The sequence below is a fragment of the Corallococcus praedator genome, assembly GCF_003612125.1.
Lineage (GTDB): Bacteria > Myxococcota > Myxococcia > Myxococcales > Myxococcaceae > Corallococcus > Corallococcus praedator.
This window is the reverse complement of the sequence record NZ_RAWI01000303.1, coordinates 1-11,552: the sequence shown is the minus strand read 5'-3', so window position 1 is coordinate 11,552 and position 11,552 is coordinate 1. Positions and strand designations below refer to the sequence as shown.

Here is an 11,552-nt window from a genome sequence, read left to right as displayed (position 1 = left end):
TTCTCCACCTCGGCCACCAGCGCGGGAGCCCCCACCGCCCAGCCCACCCGCAGCCCGGCGAGGCCGAACGCCTTGGACATCGTGCGCGTCACCAACACATTGGGCCGCGTGCGCGCCAGGTCCAGGAAGTCCCCGCCCCGGGCGAACTCCACGTAGGCCTGATCAATCAGCACCACGCCGGGAGCCCGGTCCACCAGCCGCTCCAGCGCCGCGCGGGACGCGACCGTGCCGGTGGGGTTGTTGGGCGTGCAGACGTAGATCAGCTTCGCGCCCGTCGCGAGCAGCCCGTCCACGTCCAGCTCCAGGTCCTCCCGCAGGGGCACCGGCACCGGCCGCAGCGCGCTCAACCGGGCGAACAGCGGCACCATCACGAAGGTCGGATCCGGGAACGCCACCGCATCCCCCGGCTCCAGGAAGGCGCGCAGCGCGCAGTCGATGACGTCGTCCGAACCGCAGCCCGTCGTCACGCTGTCCACCGCGACGCCCGCGTACGCGGCCACGGCGCGCTTCAGGTCCGGCGCATAGCCCGCGGGATAGCGGGCCAGGAGCTGGAGCCCCTCCTCGCGCAGCACCCGTTCCGCTGACGGTGGGGCACCGAAGAGGTTCGTGTTGTCGCTCAGGTCCACGCGACAGCGCTTCCTCGCGGGGGAATACAGCGGGATGTCCCGGTACGTGTCGCGGAAGGGAATCACGGCAACCTCCAGGCCCGCGCCGCGTCCGCGTGGGCGAAGAGGCCCTCGCTGTCCGCCAGCGTCCCCACGTCGTCCGCCATCGCCGCCGCCGCTTCCGGCGTCACGCGCTGCCAGGTGGTCCACCGGTAGAAGTCCAGCACGCTCAACCCCGAGTACGCCCGGGCAAGCCCCGCCGTGGGCAGCACGTGGTTCGCGCCCGTCAGGTAATCCCCGAAGGCCACCGACGCGCGCTGGCCCACGAACACCGTGCCCGCGTTGCGCACCTTCGCCAGGTCCACCGACGCGGCCGACGTCGCGAGCATCAGGTGCTCCGGCGCGAACTCCGCGACGAAGGGCCACGCCTCCTCCAACGAGTCGATTCGCAGCACCGCCCCCCGGCTCCCGAGCGCCGACAGCACGATGTCCCCCCGCCGGGCGGACCGGGCCTGCCGCACCACCGCGTCGCTCACCTCCTGGGCCAGCGAAGCGCCCAGCGCCAGCGCCACGCAGCACGCCTCCGGATCATGCTCCGCCTGCGCCAGCAGCTCGCGCGCCACCGCCTCCGGACGCGCGCTGCCGTCGGCGACCACCAGGATCTCACTGGGCCCCGCGGGCGCGTCGATGGCCACCGCGTCCACCACCTGGAGCTTCGCCGCCGCGACGTACGCGTTGCCCGGCCCCACGATGCGATCCACCCGGGGCACGCTCTGCGTCCCGTAGGCCAGCGCCGCCACCGCGCCCGCGCCGCCCAGCGCGAAGACGCGATCCGCGCCCGCCAGCGCCGCCGCCGCGAGCACTCCGGCGCTCGGCAGACCGTCCGCACCCGGCGGCGAACAGACGATGATCTCCCCCACGCCCGCCACCTTCGCGGGGACCGCGCCCATCAACACGCTGCTCGGATACACCGCGCGTCCACCGGGCGCGTACACCCCCACCCGGCCCAGCGGATCCGGCCGGCGGCCCACCACCACACCAGGCTCCGTCTCCACCTGCGTCGCCACCGGACGCTGCGCCGCGTGCGCCCGGGCGATGTTGCGCGCCGCGCGCTTCAGGGCCTCACGCACGTCGGAAGGAAGCGACTCCAGGGCCGCGTCCCACCGAGCACGGGGCACCTCCAGGGCCTCCAGCTCCACGCGGTCGAACTGGCGCGCGAAGTCGAACAGGGCCCGGTCTCCTTCCGCTCGCACCCGGGCGATGAGGGCCTGCACACGGCTGGTCACCTGCGCATCGCCGTCGCCTCCGCCGCGCTCCAGCAATTGGCGCCGCGCTTCGGACGTCAGGACGGACAGGGCGCCCTGGTACTTGAGGACAGGGGCGCTCATGCCATCAACCTCTCGATGCGCGTGACGAGGATGCCCTGGCCGCCCAGCGCCTTCAGCGCGTTGACCGTGCGGTAGATGGTGCGCGAGGAGACCACCGCGTGCACCGCGACGAAGTTGCCCCCGTCCATCACGTCCACCACCGTGGGACCGTTGAGGCCGGGCAGCACCTCGCGCACCTGCTCCAGGGACGTCCTGGGCACGTTGGCCATCAGGTAGCGCCGGCCCCTCGCCGCCAGCACCGACCCCAGCGCCTGCGTCAATTCCTCCAGCGAACGCCGCGCGTCCACGCCGTTGCCGGAGTACGCCACCAGCCGGGCGCTGGACTCCAGCACCGTGGACACCTCGCGCAGGCCATTCATCTTCAGCGTGGAGCCCGTGGAGGTGAGGTCCACCACGATGTCGGCGATGCCCAGGTGCGGGGCGATCTCCGCCGCGCCGCTCACCGGCACCACCGTCACCCGCTGGCCGCGCTTCTGGAAGAAGGCCTGCGTCAACCGGGGGAAGCAGGACGCCACCCGCATCCCGTCCTTCACGTCCTCCACGCGGGCGATGCCACTCTCGTCGCGCGCGGCCACCACCAGCCGGCACCGGCCGAACTCCAGGTCCATCAACAACTCCAGCTCGCGGCCCGCTTCGTTGACCAGGTCCCAGCCGGTGACGCCCGCCTGCGCCGCGCCGTCCGCGACGAACTCCGGGATGTCCTGGGCGCGGACAAAGATGGCCTCGAACTCGCCGCCCAGCGACGCGGTGAGGGCCCGCTCGCCCCGGCCGCGGACCTCCAGTCCCGCGTCGTTGAACAGCTCGCGCACTTCCTCGGACAGACGGCCTTTGTTGGGCAGGGCAATCTTCAACATGGGTGGGCTCACGGGACTGGAGAGGGGGAGGCGGAAACGAAAAAAGGCCCGTCCTGGGGGGACGGGCCTTCGATCACTGCGGCAGGTGCCGGAGGAGGTGCGCGTTCTAGTGCGTCACCCAGGCATGCGCGCGGCGAACGGTCCCGTCGTGGGCCGGCCGATGATGCGCATGATGGTGATGCACGGAGATGGAACGCACGCCCCTAGGGTTAACGACCGGAGCCCCCGCCGTCAAGCCACCCCCGGGTACGACCCTGTCTTGAAGCTTGCAAACCCGTCCCTGCTTGAGCACAAGCGGCGCATGCGACCCTCGGACGTCCTGGTGGTGGGCGGTGGTTTGATGGGCTGCGGCATCGCGCTGCGTCTTCGGCAGGCAGGCGCGCGCGTCACGGTGCTGGAGCGCTCCATTCCGGGCGCCGAAGCCTCCAGCGCCGCCGCCGGCATCCTCGCGCCGCAGTGGGAGGCCAACGGTCCGGGGCCCTTCTTCGAGCTGTGCCTGCGAAGCCGCGCCCTCTACGGCAGCTTCGCCGCCGAGCTGCGCGAGCTGACGGGCGTGGACATCGCCTACCGCCCCTGTGGCCTCTTGCGCGTCGCGTTCGACGAAGGCGACCACCACCACGTCGAGTCCACCGTGGGCTGGCAGCACGGCATGGGGCTGCGCGCGGAGCTGCTGGACGGACGGGCCGCGCGGGAGCTGGAGCCCCGCCTGTCGCCGAAGGCCGTGGGCGCCGCGCACTTCCCGGACGATCATCAGGTGGACAACCGGCTGCTCGTGCGCGCGCTGACCATGGCCGCCGCGCGTGTGGGGACGAACTTCCGCAGCGGCTACGTGCGCGGCGTGGTGCACGAAGACGGCCGGGCGGTGGGCGTGGACCTGGACGGCGAGGTGCTGCGCGCGGATGCCGTCGTGCTGGCCGCGGGCTCCTGGTCGTCCCTGGTGCAGGGCACCGGCGTGGCGGCGCAGACGGTGCGCCCGGCTCGCGGCCAGATGATCCAGTTGCAGACGCGGCTGCCCCTGCTGGAGCGGGTGGTGACGTCCGCGAAGGGCTACCTGGTGCCGCGCGCGGACGGGCGGATCATCGCCGGCAGCACCATGGAGCACGTGGGCTTCGACAAGCAGGTGACGGCCGCGGGGCTCGCGCGGATCCTCGACATGGCCCTGGAGCTGTGCCCGGACCTGGGCCCGGCCCCGGTGACGGAGACCTGGGCCGGCTTCCGCCCGTGGACCCAGGACGCGCTGCCGTACATCGGGGAGGGGCCCGTGCCCGGCCTGTTCCTGGCCACCGGGCACTTCCGCAACGGCATCCTCCTCACCCCCATCACCGCGAAGCTGGTCGCCCAGGCGGTGCTTGGAGAGAAGCCCTCCGTGGACCTCGCCCCGTTCCGCCATGACCGGGGCTCCGGGGCGCGAGGCTGAAGGCCGGGCCGCTCGGTCGCCCTACCCGGGGTGGTGGGAGCCATGACGCGGACCCGGGAGATGCCCCAGGTGCCCAGGGCCTGCCCCCCGCCCTGGGCGGCAAGGAAGCGAGACGGGTGGTAATTTCTCGCACTCGTTCGCCTTTAAGACCCGGAAACCTCTAGAATCTTCCGCCGTGGAAGCCATCCCCCCCGCCCCGCCTCGAATCCTGATCGTCGACGACGACGACTCCGTCCGCGACGTCATCTCCGTGCTCCTCCGTGAGGAGGGCTACAACTGCGTCGTGGCCAATGGCGCCGAGATGGCGCTCGATGTCGCGGGCGAAGAAGAGACGCCGCTCGTCATCAGCGACATGAAGATGCCGGGCCGTGACGGGCTGTGGCTGCTGGAGAACCTGCGCGAGCGGCTGCCGGACACGTCCGTCATCATGCTCACCGGCTACGGCGACACCGAGTCCGCCGTGGACTGTCTACGCCGGGGCGCGGTGGACTACCTGCTCAAACCACCCAAGCTCACCGACCTCATCCGAGCCATCGAACGCGCGCTCGCCAAGCGCCGCATCGAGATGGCGCGCAAGCGCTACCAGAAGAAGCTCGAGGGCAAGGTGCGCGACCGCACCGCCGAGCTTCGCAGCGCGCTGCACAACATCGCCAACACGTACCAGAACACCCTGCTGGCCCTGGTGGCCGCCCTGGACGCGCGCGAGCACGAGACGAGCGACCACTCCCAGCGCGTCGTCAGCTACACGAGCGCCATCGCCAGCCGCATGGGCATCCACGGCAAGCAGATGGAGGAGATCGGCCGCGGGGCGCTCCTGCACGACATCGGGAAGATTGGCGTCCCGGACGCGGTGCTGCTCAAGCCCGGCAAGCTCACCCCCGACGAGTGGCTGGAGATGCGGCGTCATCCGGAGATCGGCTTCCAGATGATCCAGAACATCCCCTTCCTCTCCACCCCGGCGGACATCGTCCTGTCGCACCAGGAGCGGTTCGACGGCGCGGGCTACCCCCGCAACCTCCAGCGCAACGAGATCCACATCGGCGCGCGCATCTTCGCGGTGGCGGACACGCTGGACGCGATGACGAGCGACCGGCCGTACCGCAAGGGCACGACGTTCGCCAACGCCATCCAGGAGATCAAGCGCTGCGCCAACACCCAGTTCGATCCGGACGTGGTGAAGGCGTTCCTGGACATCGGCGAGGAGGGGCTCATCCGCATCAAGAAGGAGATGGCGGAGAAGAAGCTCAACCCGCTGCAGGCCGCCGCGGACGCCGCCGAGGCCGAGACGGAGCTGGCGCGCCTCACCGACCTGGATGACGACACGGATTCACCTCCAGTGGGTCCGGCCTCCAACGCATCCCCGCCCCCAGGGGCCGCCCCGGTGGTGATCCGTTCAGCCTCCGGCACCGAGGGCTGATCGGCCCGACGGGAGCGATGATTTCCCCGGGCGGGTTGTTATGAAGGCGGAAGGCCCCGTGATGACCGCCCCCCTGCCCTCAGCCAATCCGCTCGCCCCGCCGTTGCTCGACGCGCAGGGGCGCTGCATGACGTACCTGCGGCTGAGCATCACGGACCGCTGCAACTTCCGCTGCTCCTACTGCTCCCCGGCGTCCTGGGGCGGCAAGAAGGACCTGCTGGACGCGGCGGAGTTCGAGCGCATCGTCTCCGTGTTCGCGCGCATGGGCATCCGCCGCGTGCGCCTCACCGGGGGCGAGCCCCTCATCCGGCCGGACATCCAGGAGATCGCCCGGAGGCTCGCCGCGGTGCCGGGCATCCAGCACCTGGCCATCACCACCAACGCCAGCCGCCTGGAGTCCCTGGCCGTCCCCCTGCGCGAAGCGGGCGTCACCCAGCTCAACCTGAGCCTGGACACGCTGTCCGCGGAGACCTTCCGGCGCATCTCCAAGCAGGGTGACTTCGACGCGCTGATGCGCGGCATCGACGCGGCGGCGGCGGCGGGCTTCCAGTCGCTGAAGCTCAACGTCGTGGTGATGCGCGGCATCAACGACGCGGAGGTGCCCGCGCTGGTGGACTTCGCGCACGCGCGCGGCATCACCCCGCGCTTCATCGAGCTGATGCCCTTCGGGCAGGGCACGCCGGTGCCCACGGCGGAGCTGCTGGAGCGCCTGGCGGCCACCGGGAGGGCGCTCACCGAGGAGCCCCCGGAGGACGCCGCGTCACCCACCTCCGGACCCGCGCGCTACTGGCGCACGGCGGGCGGACGCGTGGGGTTCATCTCCCCGCTGACGCAGAACTTCTGTGGCGGGTGCAACCGGGTGCGGGTGGCGTCCAACGGGGACCTGCGCAGCTGCCTGGGCGGACGGGCGCAGGCGCCGCTGCATCAGCTCATCCGGGGCGGGGCCACCGACGCGGAGCTGGCCATGGCCGTGCGCCGCGCGCTGGGGGACAAGCCGGAGGGGCACCGTTTCACGGAGGCCGGAAACGGCGCCACGCTCCTGCCCATGATGGGCATTGGCGGCTGACGGCTACTTCACCAGCCGGAGGTTGACGGGGTAGCGGTACAGCTCACCCTCGTTGGCCTTCAGGCCCGCGATGATGGTGAACACGATGGAGCCCAGCGCCACGATGGGCACCAGCAGGAAGCCCACGCCCACGCACATCAGCACGGCGGAGACCGCCATCGCGATGAAGGTGGTGATCTGGAAGTTGAGCGACTCCACCGCGTGCGAGCGGACGAAGGACGAGTCCTTGCCCTTCGTCAGCATCAGGAACAGCGGCACCGCCCAGCCCAGGAAGCCCGCGCCCACCACGATGCCGGCGATGGAGCCCAGGTGCGCCAACATGCCCATCGTCTTCTCATCCGAGCTCGCCGTGGGCGAACCGGTGATGAACGAGCCGAACTGCTGATCCTCGCGCTGCTGTGGGTCCATGGTGGGCCCTCCCAAATTGAAGGGGGCGCGACGGGGTGCGCCCTGAAGGCTCGCAACATGGCACGCCGTGTCGGTGCCTGTCATCCAGCGGACGGAGGGCCCCGAGGAGGCCCCCGCCCGCCTGGAGGCTTCAGCGGTACAGCTCGCTTCCGGCCTTCTTGAATTCCTCGCTCTTCTCCTGCATCCCCGTCTCCAGCGCCTGGACCTCGTTGACGCCCACCTTGTCGGCGTAGTCGCGCACGTCCTGGGTGATCTTCATGGAGCAGAAGTGCGGGCCGCACATGGAGCAGAAGTGCGCGACCTTGGCGCCTTCGGCGGGGAGCGTCTCGTCGTGGAAGGCGCGCGCCCGCTCGGGATCCAGCGACAGGTTGAACTGATCCTCCCAGCGGAACTCGAAGCGCGCCTTGGACAGGGCGTTGTCACGCGCCTGGGCGCCCGGGTGGCCCTTGGCCAGGTCCGCGGCGTGGGCGGCGATCTTGTACGTGATGACGCCCTCCTTCACGTCATCGCGGTTGGGCAGGCCCAGGTGTTCCTTGGGCGTCACGTAGCAGAGCATCGCCGTGCCGAACCAGCCGATCATCGCCGCGCCAATGCCACTGGTGAAGTGGTCGTAGCCCGGCGCGATGTCCGTGGTGAGGGGCCCCAGCGTGTAGAAGGGCGCCTCGTGGCACACGGCGAGCTGCTTCGTCATGTTCTCCTGGATGAGGTGCATGGGGACGTGGCCGGGGCCTTCGATCATCACCTGCACGTCGTGCTTCCAGGCGACCTTCGTCAGCTCGCCCAGCGTCTCCAGCTCGCCGAACTGCGCGGCGTCGTTGGCGTCGGCGATGGAGCCGGGGCGCAGGCCGTCCCCCAGGCTGAAGCTGACGTCGTACGCCTTCATGATCTCGCAGATCTCCTCGAAGTGCGTGTAGAGGAAGTTCTCCTTGTGGTGCGCGAGGCACCACTTGGCGAGGATGGAGCCGCCCCGGCTGACGATGCCGGTGAGGCGCTTCGCGGTGAGCGGGACGTACTGGAGGCGCACGCCCGCGTGGATGGTGAAGTAGTCCACGCCCTGCTCTGCCTGCTCAATCAGCGTGTCGCGGAAGATGTCCCAGGTGAGCTCCTCCGCCTTGCCGTTGACCTTCTCCAGGGCCTGGTAGATGGGCACGGTGCCGATGGGCACGGGCGCGTTGCGGAGGATCCACTCGCGCGTCTCGTGGATGTTGCGGCCGGTGGACAGGTCCATGACGGTGTCCGCGCCCCAGCGGATGGACCAGACCATCTTCTCCACTTCCTCCTCGATGGAGGACGTGACGGCGGAGTTGCCGATGTTGGCGTTGATCTTCACCAGGAAGTTGCGGCCGATGATCATCGGCTCCACTTCCGGGTGGTTGATGTTGGCGGGGATGATGGCGCGGCCCCGGGCGATCTCATCGCGCACGAACTCCGGCGTGATCACGCGCGGGATGGCGGCGCCGAAGGAGTGGCCGGGGTGCTGGGCGGCGAGGGACGCGTGCAGCTTCTGGTTCTCGCGCACGGCGACGTATTCCATCTCCGGCGTGATGATGCCCTTGCGGGCGTAGTGCATCTGGCTGACGTTGCCGCCGGCCTTCGCGACGCGGGGCTTGCGGATGTGGCTGAAGCGCAGGCCGACGAGGCGCGGGTCGGCTTCGCGGGCGCGGCCGTACTCGGAGGTGATGCCGGCCAGCTCCACGGTGTCCGCGCGGGCGTGGATCCAGTTCTCACGCAGGGCGGGCAGGCCCCGGCGCAGGTCGATGTCCGCGGCGGGGTCGGTGTAGGGGCCGCTGGAGTCGTAGACGTGGACGGGGGGGTTGGCCGTCTCCGGGCCGGAGCCCGCGGGGCCGTGGTGGCGGGTGGGCGTCTGGGTGATTTCGCGCAGGGGGACGCGGATGTCGGGGTGCAGGGTCCCGGACACGTAGACCTTCTGGGAGGCGGGAAGCGGGCCGCGGCTGATCCCCTCCAGCACCTTCCCGTCGACCTTCAGGCTCTTGGACGCTCCACTCATCGGACGGCTCCTCGTGACAACGGACGGGAGACGGGACGGGAGCATGGAGCGCCCACACCGCTTCCCTCCGCCGGTATTAACCGGTTCAGGTTCAAAGGGTCGGACGCGGCAACGCGACCGTCTCAGCCTCCTTCCGGAGGCGCCCCTAGCGACTGCGGAGCGGTGTAGCGCAGGGGGAAGCGGGCTTCAACCGGGGCACGCACGAGCCCCTGGCCAGTGAACGCCTGGAGGCCCTGCGGGGAGGGGCACCCAGGGTCTGGACTCTCCCGAGCGTTCCCGCGGCGTCACATGGAGCGCAGCCCTCCATGTGGCCGGAAAACAGCTCCGGAGGTCTTGCTCCTGACGGTGCAGATCGTAAGTGGGGCCTCAGGCCGGGTGCGCCCCTCGCTGTCATCCCAGGAAGAGTCCCCCATGCTGCTGAGCCGCGTCCTTCCGCTGCTGCTGTGCGCCACCCTGTCGCTTGTCGGTTGCGGAGAGGACCCGGTGTCCTACTCGGCGCCGGTTGGTATCAACCTCAAGGCCAAGTCGTCCGACACCACCAACGGCACCGTCACCGCCCAGAAGGGCATCTCGACCGAGTCGGGGAACCCCTACAAGGTCTTCGTCGACGAGGCGCGCCAGGGGCTGGACGGCGCGTCGCCTTCTCGCGTGGAGCTCACGACCCTGACGCTCACCCTGGGCGCGGGGAGCGTGGGCGCGACCTCCCTGGCGGAGGTCTTCACCGGCCGCGTCGACGTGTTGTTCCTGACCGAAGAGTCCAACAACACCTACGTCGCCGGCCACGTGGAGAACCCCACGGGGAGCGGGCCGGTGGCGCTCGTCGTCGACTTCGACTCGGAAGCAATGCCAGACGCCGACTACACGCGCTTCCTCGACGGCAAGTTCAACGTCGTGCTGCGCGGCCCGGCCGCGGCCAGCTTCACGACCAAGGGCGCGGACGTGGACTTCCAGTCCACGTTCGCCTTCACCGCGTTCGAGTAACGCCCCTCCGCCGAGGTCCGCTCACACCTTGACGGACTTCACCAACGGCAGCTCGCGCACGCGGGTCCCCGTGAGCGCGAACACGGCATTGGCCAGGGCCGGGGCCACGGGGGGCACGCCGGGCTCGCCCACGCCTCCCGGCGGACCGTCGCTCGGGATGATGTCCACGTGGATCTTCCGGGGCGTCTCCGCGATGCGTGCCAGGCGGTAGTCCCGGAAGTTGCTCTGCACCGTGGCGCCGTCCTTCATCGTGATTTCTCCGTACAGCCCCAGGCTCAGGCCGAACACCACCGCGCCCTCCATCTGGGACCGCACGCGCTCCAGGTTCACGATGGTGCCCGCGTCCGCGACGATCCACGCCTCGTCCACGCGGATCTGCTCGTTCGCGTCCTTCACCACCGACACCACCACCGCCACGTACGTCAGGAAGCTGCGGTGCGCCGCGAGCCCTAGTGCCCTGCCCTCGCGCTTGCGCTCGTCCCACCGCGCAAGGCCTGTCACCCGCTCGATCACCCGCCGCAGCCGCGCCGAGTCCACGGGATGCTGCTCCAGCGGCTGGCCGTAGTTCGGCACCTTCGCCACGCCCAGTTCCTTCGGCGTCACGATGCGGGACGGCCCCAGCACCTCCAACAACGTGTCACGCGGATCCGTGCCCCTCTCGTGCGCCAGCTCGTCGATGAAGCTCTGCACCGAGAACGCGTGGTAGATGTTCGCCACGGAGCGCAGCCAGCCGATGCGCGTGTACGCCCGCGCCTCGCAGTTCTCCATCCGGATGTCCGGAATGGCCAGCGGCAGATCCACGATGCCCTGCCCCATCTCTCCCTCCCCCGCGAACGTCGCGTCGGAGAACGTGGAGCCAATGGGCGGGAACGCGATGCGCTGGTGCCACGCCACCACCTTGCCGTTCGCGTCCAGGCCCGCCTCCAGCCGCTGCGCGCTCGTCGAGTGGTAGTAGTCGTGGCGCACGTCGTCCTCGCGCGTCCACTGCAGGCGCACCGGCGCGCCCACCGCCTTCGCCACCAGCGCCGCCTCCACCACGTAGTCCGGCTTCGACTTGCGGCCGAACCCGCCACCCAGGAGCGTCACGTGGATCGTCACCTTCGACGGATCCATCCCCAGCGCCTTCGCCACCTCGCTGCGTGCGGCCTGCGGATTCTGCGTCGTGGCCCACACCTCGCAGGTGCCGTTCTCCACCCTCGCCACCGCCGCGGGCGGCTCCATGGGCGCGTGCGCCAGGTGCGGCGTGTTGTACGTCGCCGTCACCCGCTTCGCCGCCTTCGCCAGCGCGGCCTCCGCGTCGCCGACGTTGCGCACCACCTTGCCCGGCTTGCCAATCACCTCCAGCAGCTGCTCGCGGTACGCCGCGGAGTCATAGGCCCCGTTGTCCCCGCCCTCCCACGTCACGTCC

General features: G+C 70.4%; 10 protein-coding genes and 1 riboswitch. Of the genes, 4 read left to right on the top strand and 6 right to left on the bottom strand.

The features are described from left to right. From D7Y13_RS29950 to hisG, 3 genes are all read right to left on the bottom strand, one after another. On the bottom strand, positions 1-692 hold a 692-nt coding region (locus D7Y13_RS29950), incomplete at its 3' end, for a pyridoxal phosphate-dependent aminotransferase (RefSeq protein ID WP_120630845.1). Beyond that, positions 689-1,993, bottom strand: coding sequence for a histidinol dehydrogenase (hisD, locus tag D7Y13_RS29945; protein WP_120584755.1), 1,305 nt, complete (start codon positions 1,991-1,993; stop codon positions 689-691). The genes D7Y13_RS29950 and hisD, both read right to left, overlap by 4 nt. Continuing rightward, positions 1,990-2,847 (bottom strand): ATP phosphoribosyltransferase, encoded by an 858-nt coding sequence (hisG, locus tag D7Y13_RS29940; protein ID WP_120537415.1) that lies wholly within the window; start codon positions 2,845-2,847, stop codon positions 1,990-1,992. Before hisG ends, hisD begins: the two co-directional genes overlap by 4 nt. 301 nt (positions 2,848-3,148) lie before the next feature. Between hisG and thiO the strand changes: the two genes are divergently transcribed. From thiO to moaA, 3 genes are all read left to right on the top strand, one after another. After that, positions 3,149-4,264, top strand: a complete 1,116-nt coding sequence (gene thiO / locus D7Y13_RS29935) for a glycine oxidase ThiO (RefSeq protein WP_120584756.1) — start codon at positions 3,149-3,151, stop codon at positions 4,262-4,264. Between the two features lie 175 nt (positions 4,265-4,439). After that, positions 4,440-5,681 (top strand): HD-GYP domain-containing protein, encoded by a 1,242-nt coding sequence (locus tag D7Y13_RS29930; protein ID WP_120537417.1) that lies wholly within the window; start codon positions 4,440-4,442, stop codon positions 5,679-5,681. Positions 5,682-5,742: 61 nt separating this feature from the next. After that, positions 5,743-6,747, top strand: coding sequence for a GTP 3',8-cyclase MoaA (gene moaA, locus D7Y13_RS29925; protein WP_120537420.1), 1,005 nt, complete (start codon positions 5,743-5,745; stop codon positions 6,745-6,747). A gap of 3 nt (positions 6,748-6,750) precedes the next feature. Here moaA and D7Y13_RS29920 read toward each other — a convergent pair whose 3' ends face one another. Both D7Y13_RS29920 and thiC read right to left on the bottom strand, forming a co-directional pair. Next, entirely contained in the window at positions 6,751-7,155 is a 405-nt protein-coding gene (locus D7Y13_RS29920) for a DUF4870 domain-containing protein (protein WP_120537418.1), read from the bottom strand. A 130-nt stretch (positions 7,156-7,285) separates the two neighbouring features. Continuing rightward, the gene (gene thiC / locus D7Y13_RS29915) at positions 7,286-9,163 is read right to left on the bottom strand and encodes a phosphomethylpyrimidine synthase ThiC (RefSeq protein WP_120584757.1); all 1,878 of its coding nucleotides are present in this window, start codon (positions 9,161-9,163) and stop codon (positions 7,286-7,288) included. A gap of 45 nt (positions 9,164-9,208) precedes the next feature. Then, a riboswitch (TPP riboswitch) is annotated at positions 9,209-9,320 on the bottom strand. A gap of 254 nt (positions 9,321-9,574) precedes the next feature. On the opposite strand from thiC, the gene D7Y13_RS29910 reads away from it, so the two are divergent. After that, on the top strand, positions 9,575-10,144 hold the full coding sequence (locus D7Y13_RS29910; RefSeq protein ID WP_120584758.1) for a hypothetical protein: 570 nt from the start codon (positions 9,575-9,577) through the stop codon (positions 10,142-10,144). Between the two features lie 21 nt (positions 10,145-10,165). On the opposite strand, the gene D7Y13_RS29905 is transcribed toward D7Y13_RS29910, so the two are convergent. Further along, positions 10,166-11,552, bottom strand: a 1,387-nt coding sequence (locus tag D7Y13_RS29905; protein WP_147452522.1) for a xanthine dehydrogenase family protein molybdopterin-binding subunit, incomplete at its 5' end; no start/stop codon positions are given.